Here is a 22,884-nt window from a genome sequence, read left to right as displayed (position 1 = left end):
AAATATATTAATTGTCTTTGTATGTTATTTCATAACAATGATTACTAAATGAACGTTACTGGCATGAATATACAAAAAATTATATCAAAATCCATAAAACCTTAATCTCTAAAAAACTAAATTTTAATCATATCAAGCAAAACATAAATGAAAATTTAATCTTACTTTTCAATGAACGATTTATAAGAGAAAAACTTTAACTTAAAAGATATAATATACTCCATGAAAACTCAAGAATAAACATAACTTTTGATAGTTATAGTTATATGTGTAAATATTATCTATACATGACTAGTAGTACATATAACTAAACTAAAAAATTGAAAAAACTAGATATACTAAAGATAGTTTTTTTTAAAAAAAAGACCATTAAAATTATAAATTCTAATATATTACTTTCATAAACATATGAAAATTATGAGGCTCAAAATTGTTTATCTAATTATGCTGTTAAGCGATATTTTCATGGTATATTCATCTCATAATAGTGCTTTATTATATCATATAGCAGATTTTATCTCTTAAATATTATACATAGAAAAAATATAAAATAGCGCAAAACTATTAAATATAGATATGAGAAATTATATCCCATGACACAGAATGACACGATAATCACACTATAGATAACAATAATACAAAGGAGTCCTTTTGCCGAAAATTTATATCTATCTTCTATCGGTTTTATTTATTATCAGCATCTATTCTTCTATCGCCAGGGCAGATCAGGCTAATTTAAAAATCATCGGGTTACCGAAAAATTTAAAAACTAACGTTCAAGCACATTTATCTGCATTAACTAATCAGGAAGTTTTTACAGATATCCGTTGTCGCTCTCATATTAGCGCAATGATTAAAGAGGCCCTTAAAGCATTAGGATATTATGAACCGAAGATCACTTTTTATCTTATACAGCCTCAGAGACCCAATCAAACCCCCTTACTTATCGTACAAATCATACCAGGCAAGCCAATTACAATTTTTCAAGCAAGAGTAAAATTAAGAGGCAGTGCATGCAGAGATGGCGATTATCTTGCGCTAGTTTCAAAAGAAAAACCTCTAAAATATAGCATCCTAAATCACAAAAAATACGAAAACTTTAAAAATTCTTTAGACAAAATAGCATTACGTAAAGGTTACTTTGATGCTACTTATCTTAAACGTCAATTACAAGTGGCCGTCTCTCGTCATATAGCATTTTGGGACATTGACTATGATAGTGGAGAACGTTACTGTTTTGGCGCAGTCACTTTTATAGGCTCACATATCCGTGAAGCATATTTGCAGAACATAATACCATTTCACGTAGGCGATTTCTATTCTGCTAATAACGTAGCAGAACTAACGCGGCGATTATCAGCAACTGGCTGGTTTAATTCAGTAGCTGTTATTCCAAGTTTTGATAAAAAAAACATAGATAAAAAGGTACAATTTAAAGGAATTGTTACAACACGCGCTCGTAATATTATTGAAACTGGTTTTGGATCTTCAACGGATATTGGGCCACATCTAAAAACAAAATGGAAGAAGAGCTGCGTTAATAACCGAGGGCACAGCTTTCATACTATCATAAAAATCTCAGCGCCTGAGAAAAACCTCGAGTGGACATATAAAATACCACTTTTGCAAAACCCACTAGAGCAATATTACCTATTACAAGGCGGCCTGAAACGCACTCATTTAAATGACACTAAGTCTGATGCTTCCACTTTATCTATATCACAATATTGGGAGCGATCCAATAGCTGGAAATGGGCCGCTCATATACATTGGATACTAGACCATTTTACTCAGGGTAATAATACTAATACTACAATGCTCATTTATCCAGGAATTACTCTTGATCGAACCCGTTCACATGGTTCATTGATGATGCCAAATTATGGTAATTCTCAGCATTATTCTGTTGATATATCAAATTCCTTATGGGGTTCATATATCGATTTTATCGTAATACAAGCAAAAAATGTATGGATTCAAACTGTACAAGAAAGATCTCGATTTATTGAACGAATCAATCTAGGCTGGATCCGTACTAAAAACTTCTCAAAAATTCCACCGGATCTACGTTTTTTTGCTGGTGGCGATCAAAGTGTTCGAGGTTATAAATATAAAGGACTATCTCCACATGATAATCAGGGAAAACTAACTGGCGCCTCAAAGTTAGCAATAGGATCAATAGAATATCAATATCATATGACCGGGAAATGGTGGGGAGCAGTATTTATTGACTCAGGCTCGGCTCTTCAAGATCTTCAAAAAAATCTCATTAATACTGGTATTGGTGTCGGAATACGCTGGCAATCCCTTCTAGGTCCGCTAAAACTTGATATTGCACGCCCAATAGGTAAAGGCAATGCGCATAATATACAATTGTATATTGGTCTTGGACCGGAACTATGAAATGGTTTAAAAAGGGACTGACTTTCTTTTTTATCTTAAGCGTATTAATATTGTGTTTTATTGCGTTCTTAGTAAACACTACTAATGGCATGAAGCTGGTATTGCACACAGCAACAAAATCTATCTCTGCTCTCCACATCAGCACAATCAACGGAACTTTACATGATGGTGTTTTAACAGGAGTCCTCTATAACACACCAGGTATCAGCATAAATATAGACAAGGTTCACTTCAAACTAAGTTATAAGTGCTTAATGCATAAAAAACTCTATGTGAATGAATTAATGCTAAAAAAGGTTAATATATTGATCGATAATAATTGGCCATCATTGCAAATCGCTAATCTAATAAAACAAAAGAATTATAAATATAATATCTCCTATTATCCTGTAATACTCAAAAAATTAGCTCTTTATAAAATAAATATACAGATAAAGAAAACCGGAATATATCTCGCATCTTTTATCGGCGGGGCTAAATGGCAGCCACATGAGCTCACATTAACATCATCTCATATGCAAGGGCTCACAGTTTCATTACCGAAAACTAAAACCAAAAAATTAAACATACAAGAGTCAATATATAATATAAAAAAACCATCTATACACCTATTATCCTGTATTTACATAAACAAAATAATTCAAACACTACAAAAACAGATATTAATTCAAGATCTACCAATATTTCATCTTCCGGTTCATATAAAGCTCATGACGATTTTCTGCGAAAATTTACATTTTATAGGAGATCATCATATCTCTATTTATAAAGTTTTAATTAAAGCTACTATTAAGAATCAAAAGTTATATCTAAAAAATCTAGCAGTCAATTTTCCAGGAGGAATGGTACAATCCTATGGCCACATAACGTTCCATGGCACATGGCCACTAAACTTTATGTTACATAGTATTATTCATCGTAATAAACTACAACCTGAGAACATATACGCTAATCTGAATGGAGATGTATATGGTCATCTAAAATTAAAGTGCAAATTATCTGGATCGATACAGGCACTCGTAAGTCTCAATGCCCAATTAACTCCTTCTGGAGAACAAATATATATACAACTACAAAGCTCTAAATTATTTTGGCCACTTTATGGAGCAATACCGCTCCGAGCGAATAATGTTCATTTTATTTTTAGAGGTAATCTCCATGACTATTCTATATCTTTATCGGCAGATTTGGGCGGACAATATATACCATCTATCATGCTAATTGCTAATGGTGAAGGTAATGCAGATGAACTAGTTATTAAAACACTACAGTTAAAGTCGTCTAAAAATATAACCGAATTTAAAGGAAAAATTAACTGGAAAAAATCAATGAACTGGTGTGGAGAACTCAGGTTTTTTGATATCGCTCGTGACAAGCAGAACCCCATAACAGCCCCTTCTCTAAGTCAAGAACCGATGACTTATGGTAGTCTATATACTAGAAAAAACAAAATATTTAAAGATCAAATATGGCAAACAAAAAATTTAGGGATATATTTTCCAATAACAAGAAGTTTATTACATCACCCATTAAAAATTTATGGCTCATTATCTACTGACAGTGTGGGTCAGTGCCATATCCCAGTTATTAAATTAAATTTAGGTGGCAATACCATTACCATTAAATGTATTTTCAATAAACAGGTTAATGTATATGTGCATATTAATGCAAAATATTTAGAACATTTTGTTACAGGATTGTCTGGTGGTGCACATGGGGATATCCATGCTCAAGGTGATCTTACAAAACTGCGTCTTTTAATAAATCTCAATGCTAATCACCTAAAATGGCATAAAGTGCAAATTGTTCACATGAAACTGAACGGATCTATTATTACTAATAATAAAATACAAAGCGAAATAAATCTATACGCAGAAAAACTCAAACAAAACAACATGCTAATAAACTTTTTCAAATTACATGCTATTGGCACTGTCAAAAAACACATACTCACAATTAATCTACAAGGAAATCACGCCGTAAGTCAAATTACTATTCAAGGATCTCTTGATCCAATAGCAGGCCGGTGGAGTGGTACATGTCCTAATGTCTACTTTTCAAATACCTTAGGGACATGGCGCTCAAGCAATAATATTACTCTTGATTACCTTTACGAGAAACAAATATTTGGCATAGGACCTTCTAGCGTAGACAAACCTAAAATAGCATCATCCAGACTAAAGATAATAAAATCTAATACATTTGGTGATCTTAAAATTTCTTTAAATCATGTCAATCTAGCCATCTTTAACATGTTTATGCCAGTTACAACTCAGTTATCAGGAACACTCAATACTGGATATGCGCACATTACATTGAACCGTCATACCTTGCTTTTCAACGGAACTATGTCCGTAATAGGTAACCATATTATAATTAATCACAATGTTACTGGACATAACATACCCATTATATTAAATAGTTTTCAAGTATATTTAGCGTTTAAAAATAATTGTATGCAATTTAAATGGCGAGCTAGCATTATTCATAATGGCGTGTTATATGGTAACATTCAGGTTTCTGATCTTAATGGAGAACGTATATTACTCGGAGATCTTAATGTTGATTCTCTATCTATAGGACTCCTCAATGCAATTTTAATGCCAGGCGAAACAATTTCTGGAATAATAAATACACATTTGCACCTTGGAGGCAGCTTAAAAAAACCACAGGTATTTGGTAATATGTTATTAAGTAATGCTAGTTTTGATACTGGTTTCATCCCCATGAAACTCTCTACTGCAAAAGTGGATATATTATTTAACGGTGTTACCTCAAATCTAAGAGGAGTCATGAAAACTGAACAGGGAACAATCATTTTTCATGGGATTACTGATTGGAGTCAACTAAATAATTGGCATACACGTATCTCCGTAACAGGAAACAGAGTAAGATGTACAGTACCACCCATACTAAAGATGGACATCATACCAGATCTAACATTTGAAGCCGCACCAAAATCATTAACTCTAGTAGGGGATATATATATACCATGGGCGCGTTTCTTATTGCAAACAGCCCCATTAACTATTAGCAGAGTTTCTTCTGACGAAATTCTGCTGGATTCAGATCTAAAACCTATAGCACCACGATCTATGACAATACCTATCAGTAGTCGCCTTAGGATCCATATTGGTAATGATGTTATTCTGAAGGCATTTGGCCTACAGGGAAAACTGCACGGTAATTTAAAAATTACACAAAATAAAAAAGGTCTAGGCCTATATGGGCAAATAAAAATATTAGCTGGTCGCTTCCATGCCTATGCTCAGGATCTTACTATACGTAAAGGAGAACTGCAATTTTCTGGATTAATTGACCAACCATATTTAAATATTGAAGCAATTCGTAATCCAGAGTCCACTACAGATGATGTAGTTGCTGGAGTAAAAATCACTGGCTTAGCAAATGATCCTAAATTTGAAGTTTTTTCTGATCCAGAACAAACACAAGAATCAGCTTTGTCCTATCTTCTTCGGGGTCAAAAATTAACTTCTGCTAGTAATGATAGTTATGCATTAACATCCACACTAATAAGCATAGGTCTGGCGCACAGCGAGAGTATTATTAGTAAGATTGGTAAAATTGTTAGAGTCAAAAATCTCTCTATGGCCACTATAGGAGCAGGTGATAAACAGCAAGTACAAGTTAGTGCTTATATCCTGCCTAGTCTACAAATAAAATATGGTTTTGGTATCTTCGATACACTAGAGACACTTACCCTCCGTTGTCAGCTCATGCCAAAACTATATTTAGAGGCGATATACGGCCTGGATCAAGCTATTGACATTCTTTATCAATTTGAATTTTAGTAATTAATATCACAGAAAAAACATAAAATGCTACACTACATTGAGCTATGTAAATAAAAATAATCTAGAATAATTTAAAGAATTATTTCAGTTTATTTTAATAACAAATACAAAAATACCTAAAAATTTTCTACAACAATTTCTACAACAACTAGAATATAACAACCTTGTGTGACTAACTCATTATCACATAATAACACTTAAAGCTACGCTTTATAATAAAAGTTGTTACCTTTTATCTTCTGCTCTGCGTAACACCTAATCATCTTAGGTTAAACATATTTTATGCACTGACGATCTTATCTTTTTAATATCTCGCTATCTAAGCAACCATTCTTCTCACCCTAGTGAACTTATCGTAATGAAAGCAATTTTATTTTACTGTATATTACACTTTAATTTTAAATATACTTTTATTATAACATAGGTGACGTTACTAAAAAAAAATTAGTTAATGCCGCAGCGATTGCATCGACTTATAACATGATATTATTCTTAATATATCAAGCTAAATTTATAGACCTTGCATAATCAATAGATATTATTTATTAATAAAATACTTTTATAAGTATATAGTTTTCTTAAAAAAATTTACATCTATCTTAAATATTAATAGATATTGTAATTAAGGTATAATTAATAACAAACCCCCGTTTTTGTCTATATGATAAAAATTCTTTAATCAAATTTTTCTACTTAACAAATGATTTTTGTACAACAAGCAGCGCATCTATCTAGTTTTTAAAAATATATTTACTGTTATCTCTCGATAAAGATTTCGTTCAAAAAAACCCTTTCCTCATTTCTAAATTTTTACATTATTTTATATATGCATCATTATACTATATAGAGCTGTATATCAAAGATTAGTTATGCGATTCATTTACAGTAGCAACAAAAGTAGATGTATCATGGTAATACTTTATAATAAATCTACATGACAATTATCAATTATCAATTATAAACAAGTCATACTTACCGAAGACATGTCAAGATGAAATAAAAAAAATATTTTTCAGCATTAGATAATATAAGATTTTCTTAATTGCTAAAAAATGTCAAATAGTTTTCTTTTAATAACAATTAAAAATAAATTTTATGCGCTACATTAATAACATTGTCAATGAATCTTATGCATGCATTTCATTTAAGAGACATAATTAAGAAATGAGTACACTAAAAAACGATCGTTATCTGCGCGCCTTATTGCGCAAACCAGTGGATAGCACTCCTGTCTGGATGATGCGTCAGGCTGGACGTTACTTACCAGAATATAAAGCGACTCGTGCTATTGCAGGAGGTTTTATGTTATTATGCAAAAATCCAGAGTTAGCTTGCGAGGTTGCATTACAGCCATTACGGCGATATGCTTTAGATGCAGCGATTTTGTTTTCTGACATTCTTACTATTCCTGATGCTATGGGTTTAGAACTTTCTTTTTTAGATGGGGGCGGCCCGCGCTTCGCTTATCCAATTACCTGTCGCGCTGATGTTAAAAAATTATCCATTCCAGATCCGGAGCAACAGCTTGGTTATGTTATGAATACAGTGCGCGCTATTCGTAAGAGCTTAAATGGACAGGTGCCAGTAGTTGGTTTTTCTGGTAGTCCATGGACTTTAGCAACTTATATGGTTGAAGGTGGTACTAGTAAAATCTGCTCTAAATTAAAAAAAATGATGTACACAGATCCCAATACCCTGCATCTGATGCTCAATAAATTAGCAGATAGCATTATATTATACCTAAATGCACAAATACTTGCTGGGGCACAAGCCATCATGATCTTTGATACATGGGGAGGCATTCTAGAAAAACGTAGTTACCAAGAATTTTCACTTCAGTACATACATAAAATTATTGATGGTATATTCCATGAGCATGATTGGCAACGCGTACCAGTGACATTATTTACAAAAGGCGGGGGACAGTGGCTTGAAGCGATGGCTGATATCGGATGTGATGCACTTGGGATAGACTGGACTATAGATATTGCTGATGCTAGACGGCGTGTAGGTAACAAAGTAGCTATCCAGGGCAATATGGACCCATCAATATTATATGCTTCTCCCTCTCGTATCAGACAAGAGGTATCGACAATACTTGCAGATTATGGTCATGGTAGCGGGCATATTTTTAATCTAGGACATGGAATTTATCCTGATGTATTACCAGAAAATGCACATGAGTTAGTTGAATCTGTACATAAACTTTCAAAAAAATATCATCTAAGGTAAGAGGTCTATGTGCAATTTTTAATTCATTATCACTCATCATAAAAAGTTCTACAAAGAGTACACTACTATCGCAATCGCAATCGCATCAGATCTATAAGCGATATTTATAATACTAAAATAAAAATTCATGTTAAATATCTAATATTATATATATTAATATGGATATGATAGACTTTTGAATGTATATGTAAAAATTTTTTCAAATATGACAATAATTAATAACAAATTATTAATCAATTATTTGACTACTATTTTACTACTATAATAGAGTAATTAATAGAGTAATTAATAAAATAATTATTTTAGATGTTGAAACATCTCTATCAGTACAATTATGTAGATTAATATACCACTATTTGATATTGCAAATTCTTTCAATATCAAATAGAGACGCATGTAACCCCAATATATAGTATTTGAGAATATTACTAAATTTTTTATATTATATTGTAATATATTTTTAAAAATTTTTACAAAATACTAATAATTATACACAACCTTTGTTCTATAATAGTTCTAACTATTTAAAATATGAAAATATACTTTATTATATATCATTATTAACTTTATTTATATTTATAAGTTTAGCTTCAACTAATGTTATCTATTCAATAGATAACTTATAAATAATACTTTTTAGCGTTATTGGCAATATTAATTAAAACATAAAAAATAAATATAAATAATTTTTATAGATCTTATTTTAATATGATACATAAATGATATTATTATTCATAATACTTTTATAATTAAATATAAAATAACTATTTATCAATTTTAAATATAATTAATGAATTTTATTTTTATTATTTCAATCTACCACTTCATGTATACTTTATAACTCTAATTATAGAGTATACTATACAAATTTTTTAGCAAAGATAATTTTGAAAAAACATACTCCTATTAACAAGTAACTTACATGATTTTGTAATAAAAATAGTCTTGTTATTTTTATTTATATTAAAACTAATTAACCTGTAAAAATTATTTAAATAATGCTAGTTTAGGTACTAAAACTTCTATAATTATCTGAAGATTCCAAAAAAATATAGAACACATTTATAATGAAATAGAGAAACAATTTTAGTATATTGGTGTTTTACATAATTTTAAAATCTAGTTAATATTTATCAAAATAGAATATTCAAAAACTCTTATTAAAAAATAAAAGGAAAATGAACTACATTTCATATGCAGACAGTATTTATGCACGAATAGGATCGCACTATTATGTCATGTTACTCATACTAGATTGTTCGAATATACTAATATTTAATTTACCTAGAGATCTTATTATGTAAAAAATTACTGACAAATTTAACAGATGCTGCTATTATTATTTAAAATTTTTTTCTTAAAATATAAAACTAGAATATAATACAGGATACGGCAAAATCTTAAGATTAAACATCACATAGATTTACATAGACAGTAACCTAAAAAAATCTTAAAACACTTTTAGTAGCAAAATAATAGTATTATGGTTGACTCTAAATCATTAATTCATATTATTTAGCCAAATGATTAATAATTTTATCGATCGTTTACTTTTTGAGCGATGATTTTTAGAGAATAGGTAAAGTAGATAAATTCATGTGCATGAGTAGAGTTAAAAGTGTTATCACTAGTAAAATATTCACCCAGAGGATTTAATGGCTAAAGAAGATAATATTGAAATGCAGGGAACAGTACTAGAAACACTACCCAATACAACATTTCGCATTGAATTAGATAATGGTCACACTGTAATAGCGCATATATCTGGAAAAATGCGAAAAAATTATATTCGTATTTTAACTGGTGATAAAGTTACAGTAGAAATCACCCCATACGACTTAAGTAAAGGCCGAATTATTTTTCGTAGTCGATAATATGATTCTATAGTTCCTTGATTTTATAAAAACGTTTTATCAAAAAAATGATTTTTATCATAAATAAAATTACTGTATATACATATTATTTTATACTAAACATAGTATAAAATCTCTTAATATATCAACATAGCATATCCGTGACTAGTATAAGCTCCTAGTAATGTTAATAAATGGTAATAAATTAAATAAGGTGATACTGTTATTATAAAAATCTAAATAAAAATTATTCTTTAATATTTGATGTATATTTAATGGTGAAATATATGTAATAAATTTATTCGCTAATTTAGCTCTATAAAGTATATTTATATATACAGATAAAATCTAAACACATGAATTTATACAGATCATATATAACTAGTTTTAAAATTGCTTACATTTTTCTTATTATTTATAATAAAATAATTAATTTATGATTATTAATTATTTTTTCATAGATTTTTGATTATAAAAACAAATTTTTAGAGGTTACTATACGCATGGCACTTGTTGGTATTTTTTTTGGTAGCGATACAGGGAACACTGAAAAAGTTGCAAAAATGATTCAAAATAAACTTGGGCATAACATCGCAGGACTGTTTGACATTGCGAATAGCACCAAAGAAGATCTTGAAAGTTTTGATATTCTATTATTAGGCATTCCAACATGGTACTATGGTGAAGCTCAATGTGATTGGGATGATTTTTTCCCAACTCTATCAGAAATAGACTTTTCAGGTAAATCAGTAGCCTTATTTGGCTGTGGTGACCAAATGGATTATTCTGATTATTTCTGTGATGCAATGGGAGCTATTAGAGATATAATTATATTAAAGTCTGCAGTAATTATCGGCAAATGGTCCTCTGAAGGTTATACCTTTGAAAAATCTAAAGGGATGTTAGATGATACTCATTTTATTGGCCTTGCGATTGATGAAGACAGACAACCAGAACTTACTCACGATCGGGTTAATCAATGGGTAGATCAAATTTGTTATGAGCTTAATTTGAACTTATCATAATAACAATCATTAGACTATTAAAGTTTTATATTGAAAAATATTCGATATAATCACTCAAGATAGGATAGTATTTTTATAAATTCACAAATATTACTCGAATATATTATTGTTATGATATTTTCTAGAATTATTATTGTTTGTATAAAAATTTTATAACATATGCCATTAATAACAAGTAAATTCCTTTGATATATGTCACTATGTGTTTAACTAACGATATAGTTAAGTATAATTAAACCAAATTTAAAAAATTTTGTAGAAAAGTTATAACTGTTACAGTTGCTTCTTATTACATGACTATATTTAAAAATAGTACTGATAATAACTTTAAAATATCAATTACAAAGACTTTTAGATTTGTGTATCAATCCAAATATTCTCTTAAATATCTTTAGTATAAAAATATTTTTATATACGAAGAAAATTTTGCAAAAGATACCGTTATATATACTGTTATATGTTTGCTCGATTTTATATCATCTGTATTACTTAATAATAATTAAAACTTATTAACCTATCAATGAATACAGCCCATACTCTTATATATGCAGATATATGCAGATAAAGAAAAATACAAACAACATGAAATTATATATATATACTCATTGTCCGTTTTGCATAAAAACACGTATGATTTTTGGTTTAAAAAATATTGCCGTAAATCTTATTGTACTGATGAATAATGATGAAATTACACCTAAAAAAATGATCAATAAGAAAATGGTACCGATTTTAATGAGAGAAGATAATAGATATATGTCAGAAAGTCTTGATATCATTAAATATGTTGATACTTTAAACCAAACTCCTGTGATAATAGGTAAAACTAATCCTGAAATACATTACTGGTTAAATCATGTCAATAAATACATATACCATTTGCTTATACCACACATAGCCATCGCACCATTTATTGAACTATCTACTCCTGAAGCGCGTAACTATTTTAAGATAAAAAAAGAAAAATCTTATGGCAATTTTGAAAGCCTGACTAAAGATTTTCCAAAATTCATCAATAATATTAATGACGACTTACAGCAACTCGCTGTCCTTATCTCTAAGTCTGATTCAGCGAATAGTCAACTTTCTCTTGATGACTTTCACTTATTCCCTCTGCTATATCTATTATCCCTTGTAAGACAAATTAAATATCCAACACAGGTTTCTCACTATCGTGATGATATAAGTAAAAAGTCAAAAATACCTCTAATCTTTTAGATTAAATGTAACACATAATCATCAGATAAATATTTTTATAAAAACTATTTTCTATGTATTTTTAAAATTTTACATATTATTAATATCAAGATATTGTTACTTAATACCAACCCACGATAAGATATATATCAATTTCTGATCATCTAATCGAAGTATATTAAAATAATTTGTATAAAATTTTTTAATTAGCAAGATTCAATGAAATAAAAATAAAAAAACAACAAAAATTTTAAAAATTTTATACTATATAATATATATTAATTTTTATTTAAAGAATCTCTTTAAGGATCTAGGGTAGGTACATTAATTTATATTGCTTTATAAGCAATATAAATTTTATATTTTTAGTGAAAAATCATGCCTATCAAATATTATTAAAAAAATAATATCTAAAACATCCTTCACTATTGATTGCCATCTAATACTATTTATTTATTTAAGTGACAACTAGAAATATTTATTCAATAGTACCAACAACTAATCTATAGATGAATATGCTTCTCCTTTTAAACATAACATCAATAAAATCTTCATATATAATTATCTATAACAATTTATACAATACTATACTAATATATAGTTATAATTACTATAGCTATAGTTTGTATATAAAATAAAATATTTAATAAATCTTTATATGTGTGTTTATAAAAAATTTTTAATAAAAAAGCGCCTATAATTAAGATTTATCATCATTATAAAGCAAACTGTCATCTTATAAAATATGAAAGATAGGTTTAAACGAAAAATTTTTGATTCCCATACAATCTTTGTATTATTACTAATAGTTAAAAATATTTATTATTTTTCCTATTACATGCGTGTAATCCATACTTTGCAGATGCCTTGTCTTAAAGATAAAATATAATCTTATTATGATATAGTATCCACTAAAGTATTCAAATTAATTGATGAATTAGATTTAAAATATCTATATATCTTAAAGTTCAACTATGCATAAAATTTTATGAATACGATAAATTATCATTAGCACTATTAAAATCTATATTATATTCACAATCAATCAACCCCACATTAAACTAAAAACTTTTTATGAAATAAAAAACTATCGATTCATTAATTCATATACTTGCATTATACATGCATAACATGTCTTTTTTGTGATAATCAATAATATAAAAGTAATATAAATATTATTTCAATATCTTATATTTATAGATACAAAATCACTGGTTTTTAAAAATCTTAAACAGAAAATCAAAATAATTATTCTGTAATTAATTATTAATCATTGGTGATAAAAGAAACAAATAAATGTTTTAATCTTAATTTTTGACACAATATCCTAAATTCATAAATATAGGTAAAATTAAATAATCTATTTAATTATTATCTCATTTTTTAATTAATAATAGATAAAATTTTATCTAATTAATTATTTAATTTAATAAATTAAATTTCATACAAACAATAACATAAAATAAGATATGATTAAAATCATTGGATATATTATCACCATTTTCAAGAATCATGTGAATTACCTAACGATTCAGTTATTACATACTTATATAATTATAAAACTAATTTACAATCAATACTAATTTTGTATATCATACAATAATATATGTTTAACTTTAATATATGCATTTTATTTTATTAACTAATTCTTGATTTTATATTATATGATATGTTTGGCAAAAATCATTAAAGTAATATTATTTTGATCAATCTATTATATCATGTTAATATGTCATATTATAAAAGTCACTTGAACTATATTACAAATATAAATCATAGCAGGATGTCTCTTTTAAACACTTCCAGCACTTCATATTAGATATATTGCTCTAACAAAATAACTGCTAAATTTTTCTCTACGTGAAATACTCCATATATGCATACATGCATATATACAGAAATTTAGAGTTGATTTCAAGGCAATAGATAACAAAAATCTATATAAGATTATCAGAATATAAAAAATATTCCTATAAAAATTACAGATCTATCAATAAATTTTTGTAAGAGATATAAATATTAATCTCAGTATATAATAAAGTCATCTAATGTTAATATATTAACATTAGATTTTAAATAAATTCTTTTATAATTACTCATTATGTATTTTTTCATATTCTTCATGTATTTTTTAATACATAATTATATCAATTAATACAAGGATGAAGATTGTTCATTTTATAACAATACTCTCATATTAAGCGCTTATAAGAAACTTATTAATATAATAGAGTTCTTTAATTAATAAAATATTTTAATGGTTGGTATATTATGAATTTTTAATAAATGCTATTCTCGTAGTTAAACATCTTATATACAGAGAGAATATTTAACTATCAGCATATTATTCTAAATTTTTTTACTAACTTATGCTATTTCTTTTATCTAATCATAATTAGATGTATACTTTATATGATTTTTATCTCTCAAAGAATCTTACATAAAAATCACTGAAATAGCATACAAATAATTTGTAGATCTCAAAATATAAGTATGAGCTACATTAAAAACACAGAACATATTAATAAATAACTAATCAAGGAGATTAATTGCTATGATACGTATTGCTCTATTCCTCCTAACTAACCTTGCTGTCATGTTAGTATTTGGATTTATCCTAAGTTTAACAGGAGTAAGGTCGAGCAGCTTGACTGGTCTTATAATCATGTCCGGCCTATTTGGCTTTGGCGGGGCTCTTGTCTCGTTATTGATGTCAAAATGGATGGCATTACGTTCGGTTGGCGGTGAAGTAATTCAGAATGCTCGTAATGAAACTGAACGCTGGTTAGTAGAAACGATCACTCTACAATCAAAAAAAGTAGGCATCGACACTCCACAAATTGCTATCTATCATGCGCTAGACATTAATGCTTTCGCTACTGGTGCACGCCGTAACTCCTCATTAGTTGCAGTATCTTCTGGCCTACTACAAAACATGAGCCGTGATGAATCTGAAGCGGTTTTGGCGCATGAGATTAGCCATATCGCTAATGGTGATATGGTCACTATGACTTTAATTCAGGGAGTTGTAAATACTTTTGTAATTTTTGTATCGCGAATGATAGCTCAACTAGTATCAGGTGTTACCTCAGATGCAGATGACCATGCAGAAGAAAAAACTAATGGTCATCCAATGATTTATTTTCTTGTTTCTACAGTACTTGAGCTTGTTTTTGGCATGCTTGCTAGCATTATTACCATGTGGTTTTCACGTCATCGTGAGTTCTATGCTGACGCAGACGCAGCTCGTTTAGTTGGATGTAAAAAAATGATTGCTGCCTTACAGCGCTTGAAAACTAGTTACGAACCAGAAGAGCCTGGTAATTTGATGGCATTTTGTATTCATGGTAAATCTAAACGGATCAGTGAACTTTTTATGTCACACCCGTCACTTGATAAACGTATTGAAGCTTTAAATAAAATAAAAAATCGCATGCAAGATAATAATCTTACTAATTTCTAACTTTTAATGCATTGTATATATTTTGAAAATTAATTTTATAAATTTTAGATAGATGTCTATCTAAAATTATATGTCTATAATACAAACATAAATTAATAAAAATTTCTTAATTTTTTGACAATGTACACTTTGGTGCGCTAAAGTAGCTCTAACAAATTGTTAAATCTGACAATGTGAATGTTCTAACCAACTTTCTAAAATAATTGCAGCAGAAAGTGAATCAATAAAATCTTTTTGAAGTAAAGCGGAAAAGCCTCCTCGTTTAAATATTTCCGCTCGCGCTTCAATTGTACTTAAGCGCTCATCATGTAGGTCAACCGTTATTTTATAACGCGTATTAAGACACTGTGCAAAAAAATATGTTTTTTCTGTAAAAGGCTGCTTGCTTCCGTCCATATTAAGTGGTAAACCTACCACAATCTGAGTTGGTTTCCACTCTTGAAAAAGATAATCTACTTGCTTCCAATCAGGTATACCAAATTGTGCTTTGAGCGCTTTCAACGGATATGCTGTACAAGTAATGCGCTGACCAATAGCAACCCCAATACTTTTCATACCAAAATCAAATGATAAAAATGTCTGATGAAGAATCACGCGTGGCCTGCTTCGCTAACAATATTATACATATCAATACCGAGATTCTTAGCTGCTGCGTTCCATCGCGATGCTATAGGGGTACGAAATAGCACATTACTATTTGCAGTAGTAGTTAACCATGCATTCTCCATGAGCTCTTGCTCTAACGGACCTTGTCCCCATGCGCAGCAACCTAAAGCAACTAGCACATCATCAGGTTGCTCATCAGTACCTAAAGTTTCTAGAACGTCGCGAGATGTGGTCATAATCGTATCATCTGAAACACGCATACTAGAAGAAAAGGTTTGTTGTGCTGAGTGTAAAATAAACCCTCGATCTTCTGCTAACGGCCCTCCAGCAAAAACTGGCTTATTTAACTTAATTTTAGCTACTTTAGAAGAGTGAACAATCTTTAATTTTTGCAACATCCCTGAAACCATAAGATTATCCATGGGTTTGTTAACAATTAATCCCATAGCTCCATCAGCATTATGTTCAAAAATATAGACTACTGCTCGCTTAAATAACGGAGTTTTTAAAGTTGGCATAGCAATTAAAAAATGATTTTGTAAATTCATACTAAATATTCTACATTTATTAAATACCTATTGTTTTAGGTATTATTAAAAGAAATCTCTCTATAATAAAGGATAACACTCTGCTATAGAAAGCATTAAGTTAAACGTTTTTCGATGACATCCATCAATAATCCACTAATGGATATTGATAAAGCGGCCTCGATCTCACAAATACAGGTTGGGCTCGTGACATTAATTTCAGTTAATTTGTTACCTATAATATCTAATCCGACAAAAATAAGACCTTTTTGTTGCAATGTTGGAGAGATGCGATCTACGATTTTTCTATCACTGTCAGATAGCACTCGAACCTCTCCATAACCACCAGCTGCAAGATTACCCCGTATTTCACCTGCTTGTGGTATACGAGCTAAGCAATATGGTACAGCTTGACCATCTATGACCAGAACACGCTTATCACCATCTAGAATTGACGGTAAATATTCTTGTGACATGCAATATACACTTCCATATTGAGTCATAGTCTCAAGAATCACTGATATGTTTAAATCATCCTGCTTAATACGAAAAATCGATAAGCCTCCCATTCCGTCTAATGGCTTAACTATAATATCATGATGCCGTTTCCAAAATTCACGAATTTTTATAATATTCCTAGTCACTAGTGTCTCTGGTATTAGATCAGAAAACCATAAAGTAAATAATTTTTCATTACAATCGCGCAAACTCTGCGGTTTATTAATAATAAGAACACCTTGCTCCTCAGCCCGTTCTAAAATATAAGTAGAATATAAAAACTCAGTATCGAACGGAGGATTTTTGCGCATAAGTATTACATCTAAACTAGATAACGCTATATCTTGTTCATTTTTAAAGGAAAAATAAGGATAATTATTATTTTGTATGATTATATTGATTAATCGCGTACGAGCACGTCCATCACCCTTATATAAATACAAGTCAGACATTTCCATATAATACACTTCATAACCACGAAAACTTGCTTCTGTTAACATGGCTATACTAGAATCTTTTTTTAAATTAATCGAGGTAATTGGATCCATTACTATACCTAGCTTGATCATCCTTATTATTGCTCCTGTCAATCTCCTTCATGTTTGAGTACATAAATTCCTCATATATACATATATACATAAAGCATAATATTATATTTTTAAGTTTTTAAGCAAAATTAAAGTCTCCATCTAACAGACTATTGTTATCAATAGTTTTAACTATTATGCAAAGATTGTATGTTAAAGGTGAAGGACGGTTCTAAATATCTGACAACTCAATCAAGATATACCTAATACTATTATAGCATATATGTTCAGATCTAATTTATAATATGAATATGTACTGTACCAGTAAAATACATTACAACTTTATATTCTCAAGATTTAAATTTTTACCAAATTTATATATCATTCATTGTATAACAATATTATCAGAACTGTTCACCCAAGATAGATTGTTATTTTATATGGTATTATATATACTTAGTTATATTTTATATGATATATAATATTTTACATATTTTACTAAAATATAATTTAAAATTAACAATAACCGTGACATCTATGACTAATTAATTAGGAAATTTTTACACTTCTATGTCTCTAACATGATCATTAATAACAGATTGCACTAGGCACATCAATACAAAATTCACAATTTTAAAGAAAACAATTCTTAATTTAAACATGAACTTTTTATACATTAACATTATCTTTTAATCACTTATTAGATAAAAAGATTCTTTTAGATCATGAAAATGTTTAATTTACTCAATCTTATCACCATAATGAAAACAGTTAGGATTAAATTAATTGAAATACTTTAGCGTCATATCATTTGACATGACTTTTTATTATATTAATTTCCAATTCCAATCATATATACAGATTTTTATTATTAAAAAGCAAAATGCTGCATGATGTGACTAAAAACTATATTATAATAAATAACTATTGCATCTCTTTATGTTTAAAATAATCCAAAATTTTTATTTTATACCATACTATATTCTCTACATATATAATTTTTGCATCAATAATTATGATATCTTAATCTATTAATCTTTTAATCTTTTAATCTTTTAATCTTTTAAAGAATACGATATTATCTTTTATAATAGATGAAATATAATTTACGTACACATGATATAATATTTTAGTTTGTTTTATAACCTTAACGTAGATGGTGCTACATGCGTAAAATCTACACGTGTTACTAGAAGCTGGTCAATCCGGTAACTATCAATATCAACTACCTCAAATTTATATCCTTTTAATTTTATAAAATCAGTACGTTTAGGGATTTTTCGCAACATAAACATCATAAAACCACCAATAGTTTCATAATTTTCTGAATGAGGAAAAGAATCAATCTGCAATACACGCATAACATCGTCAATAGGAGTACTACCTTCAATGAGCCATGAACTCGCATCACGCGCAATAATCTGATCTTCTAATCCTTGTCCAGCTAAATTACCTGTTAAAGTTGTCATCACATCATTAAGAGTAATAATACCAACTACTAGTGAATACTCATTGATGATAACTGCAAAATCCTCTCCGACAGTCTTAAAACTTTCCAAAGCTTCAGATAATCGAAGGGTATCTGGTATAATAAGCGCAGAGCAGATCTGTATATTGCTATTTAAAGATAAGGGCTGGTGACTGAGAGCGCGCATTAAAAGCTCTTTCGAATCTATATAACCAATTATATAATCAATATCATTATTACAAACTAAAAATTTTGAATGCGGACGGCATGCAATCTTCTTTTTTAAACTACATTCGTCTTCATCGAGGTCAAACCAAACTACATTTTCACGTGGAGTCATGGCAGAAGTCACTGTCCGTAATTCTAATTCAAACACATTTTCAATCAGCTCATGTTCTTGTTTTCGCAATACACCAGCTAGTGCTCCTGCTTCAACTATAGCGTATATATCATCAGAGGTAATTTCATCCTGACGCACCATTGATATTTTAAAAATTCGAAATATAATAGTAGCACCGCCATTAAACAACCAAACCAGCGGACGAAAAATAAATAGACACACACGCATTATATGAATAATTTTGAGTGACATTTTCTCCGGAGCATTCATTCCTAAACGCTTAGGAAACAAGTCAGCGAATAATATAAATAGACTAGTAGTAAGAGTAAATGAGCATATAAAACTAAGACGTTCTGCAACATCAGCGCGAACTATATGCACAAAAAGCGCAAAAAAAGCTGGAGAGAAAGCTGTATCACCAACGATTCCACCTAAAATTGCTACCGCGTTTACACCAATTTGTATTACAGTAAAAAACATACCAGGATTTTCTTGTATGTTAAGAACATGCTGAGCATTAATGTTACCATCATCAGCTAACATCTTAAGCTTAATTTTTCGAGCTGCCGCCAGGGAAATTTCTGAAATCGAAAAAAATGAACTAACTAAAATAAGTAGTATTATTATAAGAATACTATCTAACATAAAAAATCCATATTGAATCTCAACAATCCATATCGTAGGTCAATGATTTGAATTAAAAACAAAATTATTAACGTAATATATTCAATCTAAAACATAAATGTGCAGATTTCCGCGTTTACTCATAAAAACATTAACATTATGATGTTATATATACTAAAAAATCTATAATTTTATATACGTTGTAAAAAATAACATTACAGTTATAATCATGACCTAATATCAGTATATATTTCAAAAAAAATCATGATCATTGTATAATTTAACTATGGAGTAATATTTTATAAATTGTTAATTGCTACTAATCAAATCTAAATAACTTTTATAGGAACTACTATATTTTGATAAATTCAGATATACTAAAATAGTATTACTATTTTTATAAAAAAAAACTCTAAAAATATTTTTAACCACATTCATCATAAATAAGTTATACAATAACTAAAAGACTTATATTGTTATTCCAGGTAAGCAATTAATTATCTAGTCCTAATAGATAAAAACGATATTCGACATAATATTTTATCCATAACACTCACATATCTTAAACATATGATATAAATGCATAATATATTTTATATATCTACAAATAATATGCCAGAATGATATCTCAGAATTCTCCGAAAATCTAACTACCGTGCAATCATTATCTCACAACAATAATACTAGTAGAGATATTTAAAGATCATATGAAAAAAAACATAGTAGAAATCAAAAACTTAAATTTTTCTTATAATAATTTATTAATTTTCGATAATATTTCTATTTCTGTGCCTAGAGGAAAAATAACAGCTATTATAGGACCATCTGGTATTGGAAAAAGCACATTATTACGATTAATTGCAGGACAGATCCATCCTCAAAACGGAGAAATATGGTTTAACGATAAAAATATCCCTGCGCTTTCTCGTTCATGTTTATATAAGGCGCGAAAAAAGATGAGCATGTTATTTCAAACTAGCGCTCTATTCACAGATCTCAATGTGTTTGATAATGTTGCTTGGCCGCTTCGAGAACATTCTTATCTACCAACGCCATTACTAGAAAGCACAGTAATAATGAAACTCGAATCTGTTGGATTGCGGGGGGCTGCACACTTAAAACCTTCTGAATTGTCAGGTGGTATGATGAGAAGAGTTGCATTAGCACGTGCTATTGCTTTAGAGCCAGATTTAGTTATGTTTGACGAGCCTTTTGTTGGACAAGATCCTGTTACTATAAGTGCTTTAATTAAACTAATTCAAAATCTTCAACATTCTTTAAATATAACTTTTATTATCGTATCTCATGATGTTTTTGAGATTCTCAGTTTTGTTGACTATACATATATTATAGCGGATAAAACAGTATTGGCGCAAGGCACAACAGAAGAACTACGTAAACATGATAACACCCGAGCCCATCAATTTATTAACGGGATTACTGATAAATATATACCATGCTTCTTTCCTTCTAAAGATTATCTACAAGATTTAATTGGATCAAGAAAAGGCATATAATAATGTATCTAAAATTATTGGCTTTACTAGGTCGTAAAATAATTAACTTTTTCGCTTCCTTAGGGCGCGCTGGATTAATACTCTTCCATGCACTATTTAGTCTTCCACGTTATCGCTTGCATATGTCGTTATTAGTAAAACAACTATATAATATCGGATTTTTATCACTATTAATTGTTATGATTTCTGGATTATTCATTGGCATGATTTTAAGCATGCAAGGATACCAAGTATTGAGAACTTATGGTGCTGAAAGCAATCTTGGGATGATAGTAACCTTATCACTTTTACGCGATCTAGGGCCAGTAGTTACAGCACTTTTATTTGCCGGACGTGCTGGATCATCTATTACTGCAGAAATAGGTCTTATGAAAGCTACGGAGCAACTTGCAAGCATGGAAATGATGGCGGTTGATCCATTAAAACGCATTATTCCTCCTCGATTTTGGGCTAGCTGTATTAGCATGCCTTTATTGACTTTTATCTTTATCTCGGTTGGAATTTTGGGTTGTGCGGTAGTAGGTATCACTTGGAATGGCATTGATTCTTGTTTTTTTTGGACTGCTATTCGTGATGGCATTCACTTAAAACAAGATATTACAAATTGTGCAATTAAAAGTGCGATATTTTCTATAACTGTCATATGGATAGCGTTGTTTAATGGCTATGATGCCGCTCCAACCTCTGAAGGAATATGTCAAGCTACCACGAAAACTGTAGTGAACGCCTCACTAGCAGTACTCAGTCTAGATCTTATTTTGACAATGATAATGTCAGGGCGCTAATATA

General features: G+C 29.4%; 13 protein-coding genes. 9 read left to right on the top strand and 4 right to left on the bottom strand.

The genetic code is table 11. The features are described from left to right. Positions 1-651 precede the first annotated feature (651 nt). The 7 genes from tamA to htpX all read left to right on the top strand — a co-directional run bounded on the left by tamA (position 652) and on the right by htpX (position 15,988). A complete protein-coding gene (tamA, locus tag ERCISPPA3004_RS01115; protein WP_157990299.1) occupies positions 652-2,403 on the top strand; it encodes an autotransporter assembly complex protein TamA in 1,752 nt (583 codons plus the stop codon). After that, on the top strand, positions 2,400-6,215 hold the full coding sequence (gene tamB, locus ERCISPPA3004_RS01110; protein WP_157990298.1) for an autotransporter assembly complex protein TamB: 3,816 nt from the start codon (positions 2,400-2,402) through the stop codon (positions 6,213-6,215). Before tamA ends, tamB begins: the two co-directional genes overlap by 4 nt. A 1,167-nt stretch (positions 6,216-7,382) precedes the next feature. Continuing rightward, entirely contained in the window at positions 7,383-8,450 is a 1,068-nt protein-coding gene (gene hemE, locus ERCISPPA3004_RS01105) for a uroporphyrinogen decarboxylase (RefSeq protein ID WP_157990297.1), read from the top strand. A 1,655-nt stretch (positions 8,451-10,105) separates the two neighbouring features. After that, the gene (gene infA, locus ERCISPPA3004_RS01100) at positions 10,106-10,324 is read left to right on the top strand and encodes a translation initiation factor IF-1 (RefSeq protein WP_072666130.1); all 219 of its coding nucleotides are present in this window, start codon (positions 10,106-10,108) and stop codon (positions 10,322-10,324) included. Between the two features lie 482 nt (positions 10,325-10,806). Next, a complete protein-coding gene (fldA, locus tag ERCISPPA3004_RS01095; protein WP_157990296.1) occupies positions 10,807-11,328 on the top strand; it encodes a flavodoxin FldA in 522 nt (173 codons plus the stop codon). Positions 11,329-11,910: 582 nt separating this feature from the next. Further along, entirely contained in the window at positions 11,911-12,546 is a 636-nt protein-coding gene (gene grxB / locus ERCISPPA3004_RS01090; protein ID WP_157990671.1) for a glutaredoxin 2, read from the top strand. A 2,533-nt stretch (positions 12,547-15,079) separates the two neighbouring features. After that, entirely contained in the window at positions 15,080-15,988 is a 909-nt protein-coding gene (gene htpX / locus ERCISPPA3004_RS01085; RefSeq protein ID WP_157990295.1) for a protease HtpX, read from the top strand. Between the two features lie 159 nt (positions 15,989-16,147). Here htpX and ruvX read toward each other — a convergent pair whose 3' ends face one another. The 4 genes from ruvX to paeA all read right to left on the bottom strand — a co-directional run bounded on the left by ruvX (position 16,148) and on the right by paeA (position 20,599). Then, complete coding sequence (gene ruvX, locus ERCISPPA3004_RS01080) at positions 16,148-16,579, bottom strand: Holliday junction resolvase RuvX (RefSeq protein ID WP_415017144.1); 432 nt, start codon at positions 16,577-16,579, stop codon at positions 16,148-16,150. Next, positions 16,579-17,142, bottom strand: coding sequence for a YqgE/AlgH family protein (locus ERCISPPA3004_RS01075; protein WP_157989035.1), 564 nt, complete (start codon positions 17,140-17,142; stop codon positions 16,579-16,581). The genes ruvX and ERCISPPA3004_RS01075 overlap by 1 nt, the downstream gene beginning before the upstream one ends. A 95-nt stretch (positions 17,143-17,237) precedes the next feature. After that, a complete protein-coding gene (gene gshB, locus ERCISPPA3004_RS01070; RefSeq protein ID WP_157990293.1) occupies positions 17,238-18,188 on the bottom strand; it encodes a glutathione synthase in 951 nt (316 codons plus the stop codon). A 1,097-nt stretch (positions 18,189-19,285) separates the two neighbouring features. After that, positions 19,286-20,599 (bottom strand): polyamine export protein PaeA, encoded by a 1,314-nt coding sequence (paeA, locus tag ERCISPPA3004_RS01065; RefSeq protein WP_157990292.1) that lies wholly within the window; start codon positions 20,597-20,599, stop codon positions 19,286-19,288. 686 nt (positions 20,600-21,285) lie between these two features. On the opposite strand from paeA, the gene ERCISPPA3004_RS01060 reads away from it, so the two are divergent. Together ERCISPPA3004_RS01060 and mlaE are read left to right on the top strand one after the other, a co-directional pair. Then, positions 21,286-22,095 carry an ATP-binding cassette domain-containing protein gene (locus tag ERCISPPA3004_RS01060; protein ID WP_157990291.1) on the top strand — a complete coding sequence of 270 codons (810 nt, stop codon included), beginning with the start codon at positions 21,286-21,288 and terminating at the stop codon, positions 22,093-22,095. A 2-nt stretch (positions 22,096-22,097) separates the two neighbouring features. Further along, positions 22,098-22,880, top strand: coding sequence for a lipid asymmetry maintenance ABC transporter permease subunit MlaE (gene mlaE, locus ERCISPPA3004_RS01055; protein ID WP_157990290.1), 783 nt, complete (start codon positions 22,098-22,100; stop codon positions 22,878-22,880). Positions 22,881-22,884: the final 4 nt, after the last annotated feature.

Origin of the sequence: Candidatus Erwinia haradaeae (genome assembly GCF_900698995.1) — a bacterium.
In the GTDB taxonomy this organism is placed as follows: Bacteria; Pseudomonadota; Gammaproteobacteria; order Enterobacterales; family Enterobacteriaceae; genus Erwinia_E; species Erwinia_E haradaeae_C.
This window is presented reverse-complemented; position numbering and strand designations above follow the sequence as displayed.

What these genes read in the sequence shown, in the direction of transcription:
- tamB (WP_157990298.1), top strand. Translation starts at nt 2,400, where the DNA reads ATGAAATGGTTTAAAAAGGGACTGACTTTCTTTTTTATCTTAAGCGTA.
- hemE (WP_157990297.1), top strand. Translation starts at nt 7,383, where the DNA reads ATGAGTACACTAAAAAACGATCGTTATCTGCGCGCCTTATTGCGCAAA.
- infA (WP_072666130.1), top strand. Translation starts at nt 10,106, where the DNA reads ATGGCTAAAGAAGATAATATTGAAATGCAGGGAACAGTACTAGAAACA.
- fldA (WP_157990296.1), top strand. Translation starts at nt 10,807, where the DNA reads ATGGCACTTGTTGGTATTTTTTTTGGTAGCGATACAGGGAACACTGAA.
- grxB (WP_157990671.1), top strand. Translation starts at nt 11,911, where the DNA reads ATGAAATTATATATATATACTCATTGTCCGTTTTGCATAAAAACACGT.
- htpX (WP_157990295.1), top strand. Translation starts at nt 15,080, where the DNA reads ATGATACGTATTGCTCTATTCCTCCTAACTAACCTTGCTGTCATGTTA.
- ERCISPPA3004_RS01075 (WP_157989035.1), bottom strand. Translation starts at nt 17,142, where the DNA reads ATGAATTTACAAAATCATTTTTTAATTGCTATGCCAACTTTAAAAACT.
- gshB (WP_157990293.1), bottom strand. Translation starts at nt 18,188, where the DNA reads ATGATCAAGCTAGGTATAGTAATGGATCCAATTACCTCGATTAATTTA.
- paeA (WP_157990292.1), bottom strand. Translation starts at nt 20,599, where the DNA reads ATGTTAGATAGTATTCTTATAATAATACTACTTATTTTAGTTAGTTCA.
- ERCISPPA3004_RS01060 (WP_157990291.1), top strand. Translation starts at nt 21,286, where the DNA reads ATGAAAAAAAACATAGTAGAAATCAAAAACTTAAATTTTTCTTATAAT.
- mlaE (WP_157990290.1), top strand. Translation starts at nt 22,098, where the DNA reads ATGTATCTAAAATTATTGGCTTTACTAGGTCGTAAAATAATTAACTTT.